Source organism: Ruegeria sp. YTSA072, from assembly GCF_059610285.1.
This window is the reverse complement of the sequence record NZ_JBXWNI010000025.1, coordinates 1-19,416: the sequence shown is the minus strand read 5'-3', so window position 1 is coordinate 19,416 and position 19,416 is coordinate 1. Positions and strand designations below refer to the sequence as shown.

The window sequence follows — 19,416 nt, the reverse complement described above, 5'->3', positions numbered from 1 at the left end:
GGAACGCCGCCAAACGAGCCGCCTGAAATCAAAGCGGCAGCATTCTTGGGTGGGCTCGAAGTTAATGTGACAATACCAACTCACGAATTGCGGACAATATCGACGTTCGGCATCCCCGCGCAAACGGTAAATGCCCTCGATTCACGGCCGAAGCAGGAAACGCTCGTGGCGCATTCCGATGCCTCGCGGTGGACGCGAAGAGAAATTGAGCTGTCCGTCATCTCTCGGATAGATAAACCCGTTCACTGGGTAGAAATTGCCATATCGGCCCGGTTGGGTTTCAACACGGACCAAGGTCCAATCATTGTGTTTGGATACGTCCCTGAAAGCCAAAGAAAATATTTGTCTTCAACTTTTTGGCCTCCAACCGGCTCGTTTCATAGCGTTGCCAAGTTCTAAACCGTACTTTGGATTTTCGAACAATCTTTGAAACAAAACATCCACGCGACTGTCGGGCCACTCACGCGAGAGTTTTTCAGAAAGGGATTTAGCTTTGCTTTCGTTCCCCAACATCTGATGTGCCGCCATCAGGTAAGCAACAGAAACAGGGCCGACAGGTCCGCCTTTTTCGGTCACCTGTTCAAAGGCAGAAACTGCGCCTTCGAAATCCTTAAGATGGAATTTTGCAGACCCCATGGCATTCTGAAACACATAACCCCGGTCCAGAAAGACTTTCGACAGCGTCTCTTCACTAATTTCTACAACTTGTTCGAACGAACCCGAATAGAGCAGGATCAACGACACGAATTCTAACACATGCACGTCGTTTGGTGCCAGTAGCCTTGCTCTGTAAGAAAACTCCACAGCTTCTGGCCAGTTTCCTTTGGTAAACTCAACCCAGGCCTTTGCGGATTGGCTCCACCCCGATTCAGGTGCTAGCTCAATCGCTCTGCTGGCCTGTACGTCAGCGAAACGCAACATATCACGGGACAGGTCGGTATCTGAAGTCAACAAAGAAATAGTTGATGCAACCTGCGCCGCCCCGGCATGACCCCCAAAATAGCTGTCGTCGCTTTCGATTGCTGCTCTAAAAATGGTCAAGGCTGCATTCAGCCGCGCGGGCTCCAAAGCAGGAAAAATCAAGTCGCGGCCCGAATTGGCCAGGTTCACGGCCTGAAGTCGCATTGGAGACGCATCAAAAATAGCGCCACGCTCATCGCGGCTTAAGCCTTCAACTGGCAAACTGGTCGGAACTTCACGCATTGTCGAAAGCAATGCGAAGGCTGCAGCACCGCATAGAAGAATGAAAGCTCCTACAATCCCGATGACTGGACGAGGCCAGACCCGCGGGCTGGTTTTGGGTTCAGGTAACCCGGGTTGAGCCATCTCTGGCGACCTGATTGATATGTCTGGCGCATATCCGCCTTTTGGCAGATCGAAAACAGTGACTTCTTCGCGGCCATCTTCGACATAATAGTCGGCCAGCTTGCGACGCAGGCGACCAGCGTCCACCCGCACAACATTTTCTCTGCGTGCCATCTCGGACATGGTCCCGCCATAGACATCCATGGCGATTGTTTTGGCACGTATTTCGTCGGCCCTGCCGTTAAGGGATTCCTCGACCACATAGACAAGAAAGTCCTGCAATCGCTGTGAACTTGCGAAAGTCGAGGATCTGACAAGTCGTTGAAGTGCGGCCCGTACATCCTCAGCGTCAGGCGCAATGCCCTCATTCAGAGGAGGTGACTTGTCTCTAAATACTTCCATATTTTCAGCTAGTTACATCCATTACTATACCGTATTATGCCCCGATATACCTATTGTTAAAAGTGAATTCGTCCAACACTCCAGTAAATCTTCTGATCCATCAAGCGAGTCATTGAAATTGAAAGGCATCGACCTTGATACCCTTTTTCCCGACCACCGCGCCGCAATTGCTGACTTACGGCGCGCGGACACGGTGTTCGATGAGATCTGCCAAGACTACCAGCTTCTCAGCGACGAGTATCTCTCCATGAATGCTGAGCCGGGAAGCCAATCGTACCAAATTGGATGTGACATCCGCGAGACCCTGGATGGTCTTAGGGATGAAATCGCCCAGTCGCTGCGGCGCGCAGGAAAAATGTAATTCGAAAATGGGGAAGGGATACCAATGAGATCGATAGTGAAACAGGCCTCGGCCATGGTGCTGATGGCTGGTGCGAGCTTTGCTCAGGATGCGCCCATCATTCATGATGGAGAATTCCACTTTCTCCGCGCGCAATTTGGCGAACAATGGGACGCTCAGGATACGGAAATTGAATCGAAGCTTTCCGAGATCCGTGGCGCCAATGGCGGCAAACCACCTAATATTCTTTACATTCTGATTGACGATGTCAGTTTCGGTCAGATGGGCAACCGGACGATGAACTACGTCACCGGTTTCGATACGCCCAACATCAACGATTTTGCCACAGAAGGCATGTCCTTGATGAGAATGTATACCGAGCCGTCCTGCACGCCGACACGAACGGCGATGTTGACCGGTCGTCATCCGGTGCGCGCGGGCGTGGAAGAGGTAAAGGTTGCTCTGGTCGGTGAAGGCCTGGCGTCCGAAGAGGTGACGATTGCCGAAATCCTGAAGGAAGAAGGGTACAACACCGCCCATGTCGGGAAATGGCATCAGGGCGATATTGAACAATCTTACCCGCACAATCAGGGATTTGACTGGGCGGCCTTTCCACTGCATCAGCAGGTTCAGCTCAGCTTGATGACACGGGATGCGATGGTTGCCAACAACATGCTTGGCTTCCATGCGTCGGGTCAGTCTAACCAATTCCAGTTGGACGAGCGGTTCAAACCTTACGGCCTCGTAACCGGTGTTGAAGGTGAAGCCGGCGGCCTTGCTCGCGAAGTCGACATAGCGCCGGGCGAAGAATGGACACAGGCGAAATACGAGGAAATGAACCTGCGCTATCAGCGTCAGGCATTGGAGCAGTTGGAGCAGCTGGCTTCGCAGGACGACCCGTTTTTCATGCAGTACTGGCCGCTCTACCCGCTGAACTTTGCCTACCCTGATGAGGCTGTTTCCCGCAATGGTGGCTTCCATGCCGACAAATTACAGGTTCTGGACGGCTGGATCGGCGAAGTTCTGGCCAAGCTCGATGAAACTGGCAAGGCAGACAGCACCGTCGTCATGATCATGGCTGACAATGGCTTGATGTATCACTACGAGGGGACATCAGGTCTAAACCAGCTGATTTATCGCGGCGGCAAGACCCAGCACCTGGAAGGCGGCGTGCGTACAGATGCATTTATCCGGTGGCCCGGAGTAATCGAACCGGGAAGCGCAGCTGGTGATATCGTGCATGTCTCGGATCTGTTCACTACCTTTGCCCGGATTGCAGGGGCAACCGACCGCATTCCGCGCGACCGTGTGATTGACGGGATTGACCAGACCGCGCTGCTGCTTGAGGGCGAAGGCAACTCGCGCCGCGACTACGTCTATGTGTACGAAGGGCCCGTTTTGCGCTCAGTGGTCAAACAGGAGTTTAAGATGCACTTGCCTGCCCCCGGCCAGCCGGGCGCAGCGGCACCTGTTTTCAATGTCTACCGCGACCCGCGTGAAGAACATCCCCTTGTCGGGTATTCTCTGTGGTCAGGGGCGTCCTTTCAGGACATGGTCAAGCGCCATCAAAAAACCATTGCCAAACACCCGCATCTGCCACTTGGAAAGGGTGTTCCTTACGAAGGTATCGAGAACCTTCGCCCTGAAAGCGAACTGACCAGAGAAGTCTTTTCCAGTTGGCAATAACGAACTTGGGAGGGTGGTGGCAAAGCCACCGTCTCTCCAATCGCACGCAGTTTTTCAGGTACACGATGGCCCGCCATTTCACTATCTTGTCATTCCTGACTCCCGCGTTGCTGATGGCGGGTATCGCTGCCGGAGCGGAGGAAAACGCGTCAAACCCACTGGCTGAGGTCAACAACACGGACATTCGCTGTCAGTAATTTAGTCTTGAAGGTGGGACAGACCGTCAGGATGCTTTCATAGATGGCGCATTATGTTGCTCCCTGATCTGAAGCTGAAATATGAGCTCCACTACAATTCGACAAATGCGACCGGCGCACGATTCAGCGGGTTTGAAAAGACCAGTTTCAAGCTGATCTATTTTCCGTCACAGAAACCCCTGAATGACACCTGGACCGTCAAATCCGCGCTTGGATTGGAATGGATACTTGATCTTGGTGACGTGCTGGATTTCACGGCCGCCGGTCGGTATGAAGCATAGTATGGGGACTTTGGAGTAATCGTCTACACGAACTACGTTGGCATCGTTCAGGATACCTCGCTGCCTGGCCCATTGGGTGCCGATCCAATGTCGATGTGCGCCAAAAATGGTTTGGTGTCTTGGCTTCTTATCGCATTGTGGAATCAGTATGGCTTGACGATGGTCAGTGCTATACGATGGATCTCCAGGGTGGCAATAGATACAACTCCATTCGTCATGAAATCGACGTAGCCACACCGGGTCCCGGAAATCCGCCCGTTTTGGGTGGCGATCAGAATTGGATCGAACCCGTAATCGGCGCGCGCGGTATGTGGCGTCTGAATAAGCAATGGACCGGGATTGCTTCTTTATAACCTGGCGGTTTCGGCACCGGTGGGAATGACCTTCAGATCGGTGTGAATATCGGGTTCGATTGCTAACCCTGGGAGAAAACGGCACTCACATTTGGATACCGCTATTTCAGCGTCGATTACAGCGACACGCTAAGTTCCGGTGAATTCGCACATGACGTCGACCAACATTGCCCATACTTTGGCATTATGTACTTCTTCTAGAAGTATGGGTGCTGCCGGACAGCCTACCAAAGATAGGTTGGCTGCTGGGTGATCACGAATGAAAAAAGTATCAGCCAGCCAAAACATTGGCCAGGCGTTCAACCAACGCTCGTTGTACAACTGCAAACCTCGGCGTGTTTGCTATTTCGTCCAACGTCGCGACCCAGAGCGGAACCTCGAATTCGGGGACCACGTCGTGCGACCTGTGAAGTCGAGGATCCACGTCGCCAAAAAATGAAGGCAAAAACGTTTTGCCAACTCCCGAAGCGGCCATCTGCTGTAGCACCAAAAAGCTATCTGCACCGTTGGTCATTTCGTTGGCACCGACATTCTCTTCCAGCCATTTGGCAGGAAGTGAACGGCCTAACGACCCATCAAGCCTCATCCATTTGCGATTGGGAGAGCCGTCGTCAAAGACTCCGAACGACAGTGTGCCTGCATGCTGCCCAATCAACCCCTCCCCGAGCTTTATCGATGGGCGCACCGCGATGTCTGCGCTCAACCGGGATAAATCATGGTGACTATTTCCGCTTAGCAAAGTCAGTTTCAGGCCGGGGTAAAGCCGTGAGATCTCATTTAGTATTTGCGGTAGAACAATCTGGCAAAGGCTGTCGGTGGATGTAATGCGTACATGGCCCACAGGAGAACGATTTGCGCCCACAATAGCTCGCTCCACCGAAAGTACTGCATCTTCGACACTTTCCATAGCCGATAAGATCGCACCGGCTTCAGGGAGAACGGAATATCCTGATGGGCTCTTCTGAAAAACCATGCAGCCAATTTGCTCTTCGAATGCAGCAACTCTACGAAGCACCGTGGCATGCGTGACACCCAATGCCGCGGCAGCTGCATTCAATGAACCGTGTTTACTAACGGCAAGCGCGTAGCGAATGTTATCCCAATTCTCGCTGTTCATATTTTAACAAGTGACGACGAATAACAAACAATTACAATAAATTTCGTTCAAGCTTACATTCGGCTTATTGAACAGGGAGACACATCATGATGAAGAAGTTCTCAATTCTCGCGGCAGGTCTATTGTCAGTTGCCGCAATTGGCGCTGCCATCGCCCATGAAAGCGAAAACCCGGCTGTGAAAGCTCGGACCTCAATCATGCAGCTCTATGCATTTAATCTTGGTACTCTTGGCGGCATGGCCAAAGGAGAGACAGAATATGATGCGGAGGCGGCAACACGGGCCGCGAATAACCTGGTCGTTCTGACGCAGATTGATCAATCCGCAATGTGGCCGGCTGGATCAGATAATGTATCCGACCCTTCCACACGTGCTCTGCCCGCAATCTGGGAAAACTTCCCGGACGTAGCTGCTAAGGGGCAGGCCATGGCTGACGCCGCTGTTGCGATGCAGGCTGCGGCAGGGCAAGATGTTGAAGCCTTGAAGGGGGCAATGGGTAATCTGGGTGGAGCTTGCTCGGCATGTCACAAAGCTTACAGAGCACCGAAAGACTGACTGGTAGATAGCTGTGCGGCGGCTTTTCCTCTTCGCTGCTGTCTCTGCATTTTTGGTCGGATTGGCTGGGTTGGTTCTGACCCGGCCAAAAAGCGTCGACCAGGCTATTCTGCATGGGGTCTTTTCTGATCTTACGAGAGGTGAGATCGTTTTCTACGCAGCTGGATGTGGCTCTTGCCACTCTGCGCCGGACGCCGTTGGAGAAGAAAAGCTTAGTCTCGTTGGCGGTCGTCGGTTCGAGACGGATTTCGGCACCTTCATTGCCCCAAATATATCCAGTGATACGGCAGCCGGTATTGGTTCATGGTCTACGTTGGAATTGGCCAATGCCCTGATCCATGGAACCGGACCCAAAGGGCAACACTATTACCCGGCGTTTCCCTATACGACTTACGCCAACATGACCGCAGAGGATGTGGTATCGCTCCATGCATTCCTCGGCACGCTTCCTGCGGTCGCCACTGAAAGCAAAGCGCATGAGGTTGGTTTCCCCTTTAGCGTTAGGCGAGGGTTGGGTGGGTGGAAGCTGTTGTTCATGGCGCCAGGTTGGGTGGTAGAAGGTGATTTGACCGACCAACAAATCCGAGGCCGATACCTGGTGGAAGCGCTTGGGCATTGTGCTGAATGTCATACGCCGCGAAATGGCTTGGGTGGTTTGAAACGCGATCTTTGGCTGACAGGTGCGCCAAATCCTAATGGAAAAGGGCGCATACCAGGCCTGACATCTGATCAGCTTGATTGGTCCGAGGCTGGCATTGCAGAGTATTTGAAATCTGGTTTCACACCGGATTATGACAGTGCAGGTGGCGAGATGGTTGAGGTAATCGAGAACACATCTCGGCTCACAGATGACGACCGTTTGGCAATTGCGGCCTATCTCAAAGTCGTTCCCGGACAATCGGCTGAGCTTCCATCAGAGTAACAGCCGTTCGGCAGGTGTTGCCAACTTTTGATTGATCGTCGTGCATGCCGCTGTGTCGTTGGATCATGTGGCCCTTGGCGAGGATTCGTCACATTCTGTCTAGCACGTCGAGACCCAATGAAAACGCCAAACGAATGGCACCCCAAAGGGTATTATTGTGGAGTTCCCTGCTGACCGAAGAGATCACACCGGGCTAGCGAGTTAAGCAGTCAGTTCCGCGAACCGCTGAATTGGAAGGTGTCCGGGTGTGAGTTGCCCATTGCGGATCATGTGTGCAACCTCGATGCCTGTTAGCTTTGCCGATGCTGAGGCGAGGGCGTTGTAGCCTAGCATCGGGCGGGTTCGTCTATTGATGAAACGGTGATCCTGTTCGACTATTTTGTTTAAATTTTTCCGCCTCACCATCTCGATCCGGATCGGACAACTAAAGCCCTCGAGCATCTTGTTGATCGCCTTGATGCCGGCAGTATTGGCGCCGCTTTCGTCGATGACGACCTTCCTCGGGAGACCGTTGACCTCCTGCATCCTGGCGAAGAACTTTGTGGCTGCCGGCTAGTTGCGACGTCGAGAAAGCATGAATTCAAGCGTCTTGCCGTATTTGTCGACGGCTGGGTAGAGGTAAACCCAAGATCCCTTATGTCTTCATCAGCGTCGGCAAATTAGTATATCGACAAAAATTGAGCTTCACGTTCTGCCGCCCGGGCATTTCACAAACTTTTGACCGATTACAGCGCAGCAGTCCACACCCGGTAACGTCCCTGCCCCGTTACCTCTCGGATCAAACCGCGCCCCATAAAGCGATCGATATTGCGTTGCACCGCAGCGCGCGAAGCTTGCGTCAGGTCCTCGGCAAGCGGCGCCGAAACCATGGGCCATGCGGTCAGCGCATCAATCAGGCGCGGTGGCGTGCGACCGCTCAGGTCACTTGTTGCCTGGCGGGCGCGCTGATCCCAGGCGCTGACCCGATCCAGGTGCAACAAGGCCGCCAAAATCGACTGCCCTGCCCCTCTGATCCAGGCCGAGAGTTTCTCCTGCGGCTCACCAACCCCGCGCAACGCCCCCGGACCTGACAGCGCCAGCGGCATGAAGATCGCCCCACCCCGCCCCATCGAAGCAGCATGTCGAGCTGCGATAATCGCTGCCTCAGTGTCCTGACCTACGCCTTCTGACAGGGCGCGCCAGGCATGAAACCCGATTGCGGCCTGTGTGACGGGATGCAAGCCTTCTGCATTCTGCATAATCTCAGCCAAATCGGCGACGGCCTCTGGCATGTCTTCGATGCCCTGTGCCATGCGATCAAGAAATGCCGTCAGGCCGGTGGCCCAGCCGTCCTCTGCCGGGCCAGCCCCCGCCGTCAGACGGCGCACGGCCCAGCCTGCCCGGAACATCGCCTGGACATCATCGCCGGTTGCGCCAATCCGTAATCCGACCCACAATGCAAGCCGGTCGACACCGATCCTATCCCCCGTCCACCAGCCCAGATCAGACACATCCATCAGCGCCAGCCGGTGTCCCCACCCCGTCGGCCCTGCGCGCAAACGTTCGTCCAACGCTCCAAACGTGGCCGCCAGTTCCGCCAGTTCATAGGACAGCTCGGCCTGCGCCGCGCGCCAATCCCTTGGGTCAAACAGAAGGCGGCGATCGACTGCCGGACCAGGGGGCAGAAATACGTCCTGTGCCATACCTTCATCGGGAGGGAGGAACCAAAGATCATCTTCCTCAGCCGGGTCGATGTCATAGATGCTGGGAGGACCGATCGCGTCGTCGTCCTCATCCGGGTCCGGCATCACAGGTTTCATCGTCATGCCCGCTATATTTCGGACATTTCGTGCGGTTCACAAGACGTATTCCGCCCTGCCCCCCGGTCAACCTGCGAATGTTGTGGTCAGAATGTTCAGTTGCTGGTCAAGATCGGTCTGCTCGCTGCTGCCGATTAGCATATAGCCATATCCATCCTGCGCCCATGTCGCAGTGGCAACACCACTTATCGCCGCAAGTTTGACATCCTTTGCCGGCGCACCTTCCCCCTGGCGGATCACACAGAAGGCCAGTGGCTGGCCCTGATCATCCGCAAAAACCACCTGGATCAAAGGTTTTCCCTTAAAGGACAGTACCTGAGCGCGCTTCAATTCCAGCCCGGGCAGCGTCTCAAGTGTGTCCCGGTTAAGCGACCGGCCCAACTGTGCCTCAGCTCGCGCAAATTGCGCATCCAGCGCAACCGGAGAACTGTCCAACGATTCAATCGTGTCCGGCGAATAAAGCGACTGATAGATTGCTGCCTGTTCGGCCCAACCCATTGGCTCTGGGCGTGTCGCCCAGAAAGTTGCAGACACGGCCACGACGGCAACTGACGCGGCAACTGCCATCAAGCGCCAGAGACCGCCTGAGGTGTCGGCCGTACTGACCTGCATTGGCTGCGGCAATTCAAGCTGCGGCGCATCCGCAGGAATGTTTTCGAACACTGATTGCACCACAGGTGCCAGCGGGTCCAGTGTCATCAGGCGTTGTTCCAGCGCAAGATCGGTTTCGATCGCCGCTTCGATTGCGGCGGCCTCGGCCGCATCCGCATTGCCTTCCAGATACGCCCTCAGCGTCTCGTCGGAAAACTTCATTTGCCACTCCGTCGAACGGTGTCTGCCGCATCATGCTGCATCACGTTTTTCAGTTTCTGCCGGGCGTTGGACAACCGGCTCATGATAGTGCCTATTGGCACCTCCAGTAACGCGGCGGCTTCGCGGTAGCTGTATCCTTCAACAAACACAAGCATGACTGTCTCCCGCTGCGCTTCTGGCAACTCCATCACTTGTGTAAACACCTCAGCGGCGAAAATATTCGTTTCTGCATCCGGTCCGGTCGAAATTAATTCGGCTTCGGGTGTAACGGACAGCGCCTGGGCCTTACGCACAGAGCGTGCCCGCACCTCATTCAGCCAGATCGAGCGGCAAATCGTCATCAGCCAACTGTCCAGCCGATCATACGATGTGACCTGATGATGACGCTCCAACGCACGCAGACACGTCGATTGCAATAAATCATCGGCAACATCCGACGCCCCCGAAAGTGCAAGACCAAACCGCCAGACCCGTTTGGAATGCGTCTGGATTGCGCCGCGCACGGCCTGTTCGGAGGAAATATCGGGACTCATCGAATAAATCGCGACCTGTGTGTGTTTGTCATTCACGGACCGGGCCCGCGGGGTCAGGACTGACATAACCCGAGGAGGAAAGAAATGAAACTTCTGTTGAAGGCAGTCACGATTGCGTCGGCAATTGTTGCAACCCCGGTTCTTGCGCAAACTTGGACGCTGGGCCCTGAAGGCTCGCATCTGGCCTATGGGTCGATCAAAAAAGACACCGTGGGTGAGGTAAACTCTTTCACAGGTCTCTCCGGTCAGGTTGGACCCGACGGGAAAGCCGATATTGAAATTGACCTGTCATCGGTGGAAACCAATATCGACATTCGCAATGAACGTATGGTCGAATACGTGTTCCAAAAAGCGGGTACAGCATCACTGACGGCGCAGTTCGACATGGCAGATGTAACGGCCCTGAGCGTTGGCGAAACCACGATTGTCGATGTCGATGCGATGCTTTCGCTGGCAGGCACAGATGTAGCGTTTGATGCCGAGATGTTTGTGGCGCGCCTGTCTGAAACATCAGTCATGGTTTCAACAAATGACATGGTGTTCATCAGTACAGAAGATGCAGGCGTCGATGCTGGTGTGGAAAAGTTGATGGAATTGGCCGACCTACCCGGCATCACCCGGACCGTACCCATTACAGCGCGTCTGATATTCAACCTGGACGAAAAGAAAGCCCAAGCCGAACCTGCCGCCACCGCCGTAACTGCTGCGGTTGCTATCGAAGGTGACGTCAAAGCAGGTAAGAAGGTTTTCCGCAAATGCAGCGCTTGCCACAAGTTGGACGAAAACCGCCATACGGTGGGCCCATCGCTTCACCGCATTATCGGCGCTACGGCGGGTCAGGCTGACGGATTTAAGTTCTCGGAACCTCTAAAGGGGTCGGGTATCGTCTGGACAACTGACACCCTGACTGCTTTTCCGGCGGATCCCAAAGGCACAGTTCCGGGCAACAAGATGCAGTTTCGCGGCCTGAAAAAGGAATCCGATATCGTGAATGTGATCGCCTATTTGCAGGTCGAAGCACAGGGGTAAACCTGAACCAATCCAATAAAGCGGGTTCCCTTTATACGCACCGCCACGCTATCCCTTGTCTGACCTCAGACAAGGGAGACGCGCGGCATGAGCGACACGGTCAAACTGACACTGGACGAGATCCGGAACCTCAGCCTGTCCATCCTGACCAAGTCGGGGTTTGGCCCGGAACACGCGGCCGCCATTGCCGATGTATTGACGACCTGCCAGGTCGACGATTGCCAATCTCATGGGTTGTTCCGCCTGTTCATGTGCAATGACACCATGAAAACCGGCAAGATTGACGGGCATGTAGCCCCGGCTGTTGCGCCTTCGGATAATGCCATTGTTCGTGTCGATGCGCGCGGAGGCATGTCTTTGCTGGCTTTTCGCGAAGCATTGCCTGTGCTGATCGAAAAGACCCGCACCCACGGCATCGCTGCAATGGCAATCAACCGCTGTTTTCACTTCTCGGCCCTTTGGCCAGAAGTGGAAAGCCTGTCTTCAGAAGGTCTGGCCGCGATGGCGATGGTGCCCAGCCACAGCTGGGTCGCACCGGCTGGGGGCACTCGTGGCAGTCTGGGTACGAACCCGCTGGCTTTCAGCTGGCCGCGTCAGGGCAAAGATCCATTCACGTTTGATTTTGCAACCAGCGCCTTTGCCCGCGGTGAGATTGAACTTTATCGCCGGGCTGGGAAACCCCTGCCCGAAGGCGTCGCCATAGACAAATATGGAAATCCGACCACTGATCCGCAGACCGCGATGGAGGGGGCGATGCTCACCTTCGGCAGTTACAAAGGCTCGGCCTTGTCGATCATGATCGAGCTGTTGGCCGGTCCGTTGATCGACGACCTGACCAGCCTGGAAAGCATGGAGTTTGCCGAGGGCCAAGGCGGCGCGCCCTATCACGGCGAGATCATTCTGGCTTTTGACCCCGCCCAGTTCAGCGGTGGTCGTGCCGCAGCAAATGATGAGCGCGCCGAACGCTTGTTTGCCGACATCGTCGATCAAGGTGCGCGCCTGCCGTCGCAAAGACGTTTCGCTGCGCGCGCACGCAACACCGCCCGTGGACACGTTGAGATCGCGAAAACCCTGTACGAAGATTTGCTGGTTTTGGCCGAATAGATGTAAGGCCCGCGATCTTCTCTTTCCCTTAGCGGTGCGGCTGGCTAAGAAGTTCCTCCCAATTGAATTCAGGAGGCCCCCTTGGACCGCATCGCCCGCACCATCGCCACCGAAATCAACGCCCGCGCCGAACAGGTCGGTGCAGCGGTAAAATTGCTGGACGAAGGGGCCACGGTTCCATTCGTGGCGCGTTACCGCAAAGAGGTGACTGGCGGGTTGGATGACACGCAACTTCGAACTTTGTCGGACCGTTTGACCTATCTGCGCGAACTAGAGGCGCGGCGCGCAACCATCCTGAGTTCAATCAAGGATCAGGACAAGTTGACCGACGAGTTGGCGAAATCCATCGAGCAGGCAGACACCAAAGCCCAACTGGAAGACATCTACCTGCCCTACAAGCCCAAGCGCCGCACCAAGGCGATGATTGCGCGCGAAAACGGGCTGGAACCGCTTGCCGATGCAATCCTAGCGAACCGTTCCACCGATCCCGAAGGGCTGGCACACAGTTACACTGGCGAGCCGGTACCCACGATAAAGGACGCATTGAATGGCGCTCGGGACATAATCACTGAACGGTTGACTGAAAACGCCGCCCTTCTGGGTGAATTGCGGAATTTCATGCAACGCGAGGCCTTGCTGACCTCGAAAGTGATCGAGGGTAAACAGCAAGAAGGCGCCAAATTCAGCGACTACTTCGATCATTCGGAGCTTTGGGCCAAGACCCCATCGCACCGCGCCCTGGCAATGTTACGAGCTTCGAAAGAGGGGATCGTGACGCTGGACATCGCCCCCGAGCCCGAAGCTGGCGCCGCGCGAGCCGAAGCTATGGTGGCTGCTCATCTGCAGACACGCAGCGATGCACCCGGTGATAAATGGCTGCGGAAAGTTGCCGGCTGGACGTGGCGGGTAAAACTGTCCCTTTCGATGATGGTCGAGCTGATGGCCGATTTACGTAGCCGTGCGCAAGACGAAGCAATTCACGTTTTTTCTCGCAACCTCAAAGACTTACTATTCTCCGCACCTGCCGGCGCGCGGGCTACCTTGGGGTTGGACCCTGGAATCCGAACCGGCGTCAAAGCCGCAGTCGTTGATGCAACAGGCAAGGTGGTTGCGACCGAAACCTTGTACCCATTCCAGCCCAAGAATGATTTGCGCGGATCGCAGGCGGCGATCCTGCGCTTGATCTCAGCCCATAAGATTGACCTCATCGCTATCGGCAACGGCACGGCGAGCCGCGAGACCGAAAAGATGGTTGCCGACACGTTAAAACTGCTGCCAAAGGGCGTCAAAGCCCCAACCAAGGTTGTCGTTTCAGAAGCCGGAGCTTCGGTCTATTCGGCATCAGAATTGGCCGCGCGTGAATTTCCGGACCTGGACGTATCGCTGCGTGGCGCTGTTTCGATTGCCCGCCGCTTGCAGGATCCGCTGGCAGAACTGGTAAAAATCGAACCAAAATCCATTGGCGTCGGTCAATACCAGCACGACGTTGATCAACATCGCCTGTCACAGTCGCTGGCTTCCGTAATCGAAGACGTTGTGAATGCTGTGGGTGTGGATCTGAATACGGCCTCTGCCCCCCTACTCTCACACGTTTCTGGTCTTGGGCCCGGCCTTGCGGAGGCTATTGTTATGCATCGTGATCTCAACGGCGCGTTCCAATCCCGCAAGGAGTTGCTGCGCGTCGCGCGTCTTGGGCCGCGCGCCTATGAGCAGTGCGCAGGTTTTTTGCGGATACGGGATGGCGTGGAACCCTTGGACGCGTCCTCGGTGCATCCAGAAGCATACAAAATTGCGAAACGGATCGTATCTGCCTGTGGTCGTGATATTCGCCAAATCATGGGGCATGACGGTGCCCTGAAAGGCCTGCGCGTAGAACAGTTCGTGAATGAAGATTTTGGCCTTCCGACTGTGCAAGACATTTTCTCAGAGCTGGAAAAGCCAGGTCGTGATCCCCGCCCTAGTTTCGTGACCGCTTCGTTTACTGATGGGGTCGAAGAGATTACCGATCTGAAACCTGGAATGGTGCTGGAAGGGACAGTCACCAATGTGGCCGCGTTTGGCGCTTTCGTCGACGTGGGCGTGCATCAGGACGGTTTGGTCCATGTCAGTCAGCTTGCGGACAGGTTTGTCAAAGACCCGCATGAAGTGGTGAAAACGGGCCAAGTGGTCAACGTCACCGTGGTCGAGGTTGACGTGCAACGCAAACGTATTGCTCTGACCATGCGAAAGGATGGCGGAGCCTCGGCGCGTCATGAACAGGACGGCAAGGGTACAGAAAAACGCCCATACCGCCCAAAAGGGAAACAGGCGCAATACGCAAAATCTAGAGAAAACGCGCACCACAGCGCACTTGGTGACGCCCTAAAATCTGCGCTCAAAAAGCAATAGCCCTGGATGAACGTTATTGAAACAACGCTCAGGTGAAAGCTTCTGGTTCAAGCTCCTCCCAGAATTCAAATATCTTTGTGGCGGTCAACCCTGATCGCCAACCATGAGCTCTGAAATGTTCTCGGTCGAGATCATTATCAAGGCCCGATAGAAAGAGCCGCTTGTCGGCATCGCGTTGTGTTGGGTTTCGCCGCGAAACCAGGTCCTCAACAATTGCCAATCGCCGCGCACGTTCGGTCCGCTCTACAGTTCTTGCTTCGTATTCCTTGTCCTGCTGCTCTTGTTCGGCAGTCCTGCGTTTTACAGCTTCACCCACTGATGGGCCTGGCACCGCCGACGTCTTCTTTTCTGGCGCTTGATAGTTGTCCCGCAAGGCAGCGGACAGGAAACCAAGAGTCGACTTAACTCCATCCCTGCCCTTGGCATATTCGAGCTTTTCCCGAACATAATCTTCGCCATGTTCAGAAATCCATTGTCGCGCCAACCTGTCGGACACACCTTGCTGGCGCAGCGTCTTGTAGATTGTCAGATTGCGAACGCCATCTTCATCATCAATCTCAAACATCGCTTTCTGCGGGTTACCCTTTATCAGGAACCGGATATCTGTAACTGTGCGGCCTTTCTTCTGGAATTCAGGCTCAATGAGAATATCAGAACTTTTGTTAACTTCGGCGACAGCTGGTTTAATGATCTTGGCATTTAGGTGCTTGAAGCTGCCATAGTAATCGCTTCCGTCGACACCCATGAGCTTTCTGAAGACATCCAGCGCCCACCAACCCGTCGATCCTGTCCGGACAAATCGATAGCAATTTTCATAAAGCGCTAAGCCGTGACCTGAACTAAAATTTCTCTGAATCTGGACATTTATTAACGCGTAGATCTTCGGATCATAAAGTTTCTGCGCCAATGCTGGTGAATATGCGTATTCACAGATTCCATTCTTCAACTTTGCAAAACTCAACAAAGATGAAACACCCCATTCTTGGCGTCCCTGCTCATCCAACATGTCCCATTCAGCGACCGTTTCAGCCAGAGCGCGCAAGCTTGCTCGCAACGTGTCAAAGTCGTTTGAGTTATATCCAACCATCATCGCCAACGTCCGGGCGTCAATTGTATGGGTCGGGGCGGACGTCAGCGCGTCATATGCATTCAACAACAAAACGTTCGACAACTTGCGTTGCAACAGCGTCAACTTCCCGCTGATGTGAATCGCGGCGACGTTTTTCTTAACTGTCTCCCGACGCAACGCGCCTGAGAGGTTGTCCATGTTTACTTGTGTATCCGGCATGATTCTGCCTGGCTGCTCGTTTGCTCATTATTTGCATGATAGGTACCTGAGTTGCAATCTATTTTAGGTGCCTATATACAGGATGACGCCAATCCCGTGGACGGGTACCTTTCGAAGTAAGCCCAAAAGTTATCCACAGAAACGCATGGGAAAGATTCGCACGAAGCAATGAACACGCAAACTCTCGTGCCCTGAACCCCAATTTAGAGCCATTTTCAAGGTAAATTCTGGCGTCCTGAGAATCGGGACCCATCTAACCGTAACTTGGCGCCATATGTCCTGTACTTGGGTACCTATAATCCCGTATGCGGGTCCCCTTGACCCTGTAAATGGTTACTCAACAACATGCAATCTCTTGTATTACATAGATTTTTCCACGCCAAAGATTCTAAATTATACAAAATAGCTAAACGATTTGTTGCGTTCTGCTTTATTGATTATTCAAGTTTCGTGGCGAAACCTGGTGACAACTACAACTTCAGTGGAAAAAACACAGAGGGAGGATAGCCTCTCCTCCAAATGTTCGCTACATTGCGCTATATACGCCGCCAAGGCGAACATTACCTGAGGTACCGACAGTGAATAAGAACAACCAACCTCCCCTGCCCCCTTATCTCAATCTCGAACCGGAAAAAGCAGCGGCAAAGTTACCTGATCCTATTGGAACTTCACGATTCGCTAAAGCTGCCACTTTCTGTGCAAAAGGACGCGAGGATTTAGCCAGGAGAGGTTACGCACCCGACGGTGAAAAACGGTTACGTCGTTTCTCTATCTGGGAGATCACCAAGTACTTAATTCCCGTAGCGCCAGCTCACCTAAGGCGCGTCCTCAAAGCAAATACTGAGCTCCCACAAGGAGAGGGGGAAGCAGGTTCAAAGTGGTTTACTCTTGAAGAGGTTCTAACGCTTAGAAAACACTTTGCCGCGGAAGGTGTCAGTACTAAGGAATACCTGCCATATCGTCCGGAAGGGCTGCCTGCCAAAGTCGTATCAGTAGCGAATTTCAAAGGGGGCGTTGGCAAGACATCAACCGCGGCTCACCTTGCTATGTCTGCGGCATTAGATGGCTACAAAGTTCTGGTAGTTGATCTTGATAGCCAGGGATCGATGACCTCAATTCTTGGCGGAACAGTTGCGGACGAGTGGCAAACAGTTTTTCCGCTGATAGCCAAAGATTACGCGAGGGCTGTTCAAGAAGAGAACCGCGTCCGGCAGGTTGGCGGGCAGGCCGAAATCCCTTTGGATGAAACACTGCAAGAGGCGCTGGCAACAAGCCCAACTGACGTCATTCAGAAAACGCATTGGCCCAATATCGACCTTATTGGTGCCCAACTGAATTTGTACTGGGCAGAATTCCAAATCCCGGTGTGGCGTATGGGTTTAAAAAGTTGGCCATTGTGGGATGGTCTGACCAACTTTCTTGAGACTGAAGGTGTTCTTAACGATTACGACATCGTATTCATTGATACCCCTCCTGCACTTGGGTACCTAACGATCAACGCATTGGCTGCAGCGGATATCCTTTTGGTCCCGCTTGGAGCGTCATTCCTGGAGTTCGATTCAACCGGCCGCTTCTTTGACATGCTGTATACGACGTTCGCAAGTATCGAAGATGGGGAGAACACCGCCCAGCGAGCAGCCGGATTGCCAGAGTTGAAGTTCGAATGGGATGTCGTTCGGGCAATCATTACCCGATTTGATGCCAGCCAACAGACAGATATGGCGAACGTGATCCAGGCGTATTTTGGCGACTTCATGAACGCTTACCGACAGGACTTCACTGCTTTGGTCGGGCAGGCGGGTGAACAAGTGAACGGTATTTACGAGGCTGACTACCGAGATTTTAACCGCGAAACCTATGTCCGTGGACGTGAAACTTTTGATCGTACCTACGCGGAATTCAAAGAAGTTCTAATAGGTTGTTGGTGGCGGGATGCCCAAATGGGAGGAGAGTCGAATGGCTAAACGTAGAAGACTTGCTGTTCCAAACACAGCGGAATTAGAAGAGTTGGAGGTGGGTTTCGCCGCGAAACCTTCTTTGAACCCGTTTGACGGTACGACGCCTACACCACCGATTGCACAGGTAGCAGCAGAGGCTGCATCCTTAAGCGGAATGGCGACTGTCACGGACCGTGTGGAATTAGCCAAGGATCAAAGCGACGCAGCAAGGTGGCGAGACGCAAAGGATGCGGGTTTGGTGGCTGAAATGCTACCGATTGAGTCGATTGATGCTGAGTATATTCGTCGAGATCGGATGGTCGAAGACGAAGAGGCTATGGCAGAGCTCTTGGAGTCTTTGAGAACAAACGGGGTGCGTACACCTATTGAAGTGACGCGTGAAGGCGAAAGCTATGGTCTTATTTCGGGGTTCAGGCGCTTAGACGCATTTAGACGTTTGTCCAAAACTGATGATCGGTTTGCGACCATTCCTGCCTTCGTGAGAGGTGCCGGTTCGGGGCAGGGGGCTTACGTATCGATGGTCGAGGAAAATGAGCTACGCTCTAACCTAAGCCCATACGAGCGTGGACGTATTGCAGTTCTGGCAGTAGGGCAGGGGATATTTGAGTCGACTGAGGCTGCAGTAGATGTCCTATTCGCGGCTGCCTCTAAGGCAAAAAGATCTAAAGTTCGCAGTTTTGCTATGGTCCACGAAGCACTCGGTGATTTGCTGCAACATCCTGTGGCACTTTCGGAAAAAGCGGGCTTGAAACTCGCGTCGGCGCTGAGAGCGGGTGCCCAGAGCAAACTTCGACAGGCACTTGCAGAGGCAGAGATTTCTGACCCGAAGACCGAATGGTACATTCTTGATAACGCAATGAATTCGCCTCTTACACCCAAAGCCAAGAAGTCCCGCGGAGGACGCCCGCAGCAATTTAAACCATTGACACCGGTTAAGTTGGCTAGAGGAGGGACCGTACATGCCGAACTGTCGTCCGATGAAGTTCGTATTAGGGTCCGGTTGGAAGGAGTATCAGAGGAGGATGCACAGGAAATGATGGAACAGATCGCGTGCCACATAAGTTAATTTTGTGGCGAAGTCACAAAAAACGGCTACAGTTTTTGGTTCTGATGACTGGTCAATGTTATGGAAATTCGCGTACATTCTGAGTTATCGCGGTGGTGAGCAAAAATGTGGTATAATGATCATTATAGGATCCAAATCATTGCTGTCCGCAGTGTGGGGGTCTATGCTGTTATGTCGCAAATTTTTTAGGTGGCACAGCATCAGGGTTCTGTTGCAATCTTTTGACTATTGACGCGCTTGAATGCAGACGGTGAATGATAGCCGGTGTATTCAGTCGAGAA

Annotated in this window: 17 protein-coding genes and 1 pseudogene; 11 read left to right on the top strand and 7 right to left on the bottom strand. The window is 53.8% G+C overall.

What is annotated here, in order from left to right; translation table 11 throughout:
- Positions 1-399, top strand: a 399-nt coding sequence (locus tag AC2FIB_RS21995) for a hypothetical protein (RefSeq protein ID WP_496842716.1), incomplete at its 5' end; no start/stop codon positions are given.
- Here AC2FIB_RS21995 and AC2FIB_RS21990 read toward each other — a convergent pair.
- A complete protein-coding gene (locus tag AC2FIB_RS21990) occupies positions 349-1,326 on the bottom strand; it encodes a tetratricopeptide repeat protein (RefSeq protein WP_496737799.1) in 978 nt (325 codons plus the stop codon). The genes AC2FIB_RS21995 and AC2FIB_RS21990 overlap by 51 nt on opposite strands.
- A gap of 499 nt (positions 1,327-1,825) precedes the next feature.
- Here AC2FIB_RS21990 and AC2FIB_RS21985 point away from each other — a divergent pair, with 499 nt between their 5' ends.
- The 3 genes from AC2FIB_RS21985 to AC2FIB_RS21975 all read left to right on the top strand — a co-directional run bounded on the left by AC2FIB_RS21985 (position 1,826) and on the right by AC2FIB_RS21975 (position 4,211).
- On the top strand, positions 1,826-2,068 hold the full coding sequence (locus AC2FIB_RS21985; RefSeq protein WP_496737800.1) for a hypothetical protein: 243 nt from the start codon (positions 1,826-1,828) through the stop codon (positions 2,066-2,068).
- Positions 2,069-2,092: 24 nt separating this feature from the next.
- On the top strand, positions 2,093-3,733 hold the full coding sequence (locus AC2FIB_RS21980; protein WP_496737801.1) for a sulfatase-like hydrolase/transferase: 1,641 nt from the start codon (positions 2,093-2,095) through the stop codon (positions 3,731-3,733).
- A gap of 250 nt (positions 3,734-3,983) precedes the next feature.
- Entirely contained in the window at positions 3,984-4,211 is a 228-nt protein-coding gene (locus tag AC2FIB_RS21975) for a hypothetical protein (protein WP_496842715.1), read from the top strand.
- 624 nt (positions 4,212-4,835) lie between these two features.
- Here the strand turns inward: AC2FIB_RS21975 and AC2FIB_RS21970 are convergent.
- A complete protein-coding gene (locus AC2FIB_RS21970) occupies positions 4,836-5,681 on the bottom strand; it encodes a LysR family transcriptional regulator (RefSeq protein ID WP_496737803.1) in 846 nt (281 codons plus the stop codon).
- Between the two features lie 86 nt (positions 5,682-5,767).
- On the opposite strand from AC2FIB_RS21970, the gene AC2FIB_RS21965 reads away from it, so the two are divergent.
- Together AC2FIB_RS21965 and AC2FIB_RS21960 are read left to right on the top strand one after the other, a co-directional pair.
- Complete coding sequence (locus AC2FIB_RS21965; protein ID WP_108859233.1) at positions 5,768-6,235, top strand: c-type cytochrome; 468 nt, start codon at positions 5,768-5,770, stop codon at positions 6,233-6,235.
- A gap of 13 nt (positions 6,236-6,248) precedes the next feature.
- Positions 6,249-7,157: a c-type cytochrome gene (locus AC2FIB_RS21960; RefSeq protein WP_496737804.1), complete on the top strand. Its 909-nt coding sequence runs from the start codon at positions 6,249-6,251 to the stop codon at positions 7,155-7,157.
- A 201-nt stretch (positions 7,158-7,358) separates the two neighbouring features.
- Here AC2FIB_RS21960 and AC2FIB_RS21955 read toward each other — a convergent pair.
- The 4 genes and pseudogenes from AC2FIB_RS21955 to AC2FIB_RS21940 form a co-directional block, all read right to left on the bottom strand.
- Positions 7,359-7,793: pseudogene (locus tag AC2FIB_RS21955) on the bottom strand (DDE-type integrase/transposase/recombinase); the annotation flags it as partial.
- A gap of 89 nt (positions 7,794-7,882) precedes the next feature.
- The gene (locus AC2FIB_RS21950; protein ID WP_496737805.1) at positions 7,883-8,956 is read right to left on the bottom strand and encodes a helix-turn-helix domain-containing protein; all 1,074 of its coding nucleotides are present in this window, start codon (positions 8,954-8,956) and stop codon (positions 7,883-7,885) included.
- A gap of 66 nt (positions 8,957-9,022) precedes the next feature.
- Entirely contained in the window at positions 9,023-9,769 is a 747-nt protein-coding gene (locus tag AC2FIB_RS21945) for an anti-sigma factor (protein WP_496737806.1), read from the bottom strand.
- Positions 9,766-10,338: an RNA polymerase sigma factor gene (locus AC2FIB_RS21940; RefSeq protein ID WP_496737807.1), complete on the bottom strand. Its 573-nt coding sequence runs from the start codon at positions 10,336-10,338 to the stop codon at positions 9,766-9,768. The genes AC2FIB_RS21945 and AC2FIB_RS21940 overlap by 4 nt, the downstream gene beginning before the upstream one ends.
- A 48-nt stretch (positions 10,339-10,386) precedes the next feature.
- Here AC2FIB_RS21940 and AC2FIB_RS21935 point away from each other — a divergent pair, with 48 nt between their 5' ends.
- From AC2FIB_RS21935 to AC2FIB_RS21925, 3 genes are all read left to right on the top strand, one after another.
- Positions 10,387-11,331: a c-type cytochrome gene (locus AC2FIB_RS21935; protein ID WP_496842714.1), complete on the top strand. Its 945-nt coding sequence runs from the start codon at positions 10,387-10,389 to the stop codon at positions 11,329-11,331.
- An 87-nt stretch (positions 11,332-11,418) separates the two neighbouring features.
- On the top strand, positions 11,419-12,435 hold the full coding sequence (locus AC2FIB_RS21930) for an Ldh family oxidoreductase (protein WP_496737809.1): 1,017 nt from the start codon (positions 11,419-11,421) through the stop codon (positions 12,433-12,435).
- A gap of 81 nt (positions 12,436-12,516) precedes the next feature.
- Positions 12,517-14,823, top strand: a complete 2,307-nt coding sequence (locus AC2FIB_RS21925) for a Tex family protein (RefSeq protein WP_496737810.1) — start codon at positions 12,517-12,519, stop codon at positions 14,821-14,823.
- Positions 14,824-14,851: 28 nt separating this feature from the next.
- Here AC2FIB_RS21925 and AC2FIB_RS21920 read toward each other — a convergent pair whose 3' ends face one another.
- On the bottom strand, positions 14,852-16,111 hold the full coding sequence (locus AC2FIB_RS21920; RefSeq protein WP_496737811.1) for a replication initiation protein: 1,260 nt from the start codon (positions 16,109-16,111) through the stop codon (positions 14,852-14,854).
- 578 nt (positions 16,112-16,689) lie between these two features.
- Here AC2FIB_RS21920 and AC2FIB_RS21915 point away from each other — a divergent pair.
- Together AC2FIB_RS21915 and AC2FIB_RS21910 are read left to right on the top strand one after the other, a co-directional pair.
- Positions 16,690-18,075, top strand: coding sequence for an AAA family ATPase (locus AC2FIB_RS21915; protein ID WP_496737812.1), 1,386 nt, complete (start codon positions 16,690-16,692; stop codon positions 18,073-18,075).
- The gene (locus AC2FIB_RS21910) at positions 18,068-19,135 is read left to right on the top strand and encodes a ParB/RepB/Spo0J family partition protein (protein ID WP_496737813.1); all 1,068 of its coding nucleotides are present in this window, start codon (positions 18,068-18,070) and stop codon (positions 19,133-19,135) included. Before AC2FIB_RS21915 ends, AC2FIB_RS21910 begins: the two co-directional genes overlap by 8 nt.
- Positions 19,136-19,416: the final 281 nt, after the last annotated feature.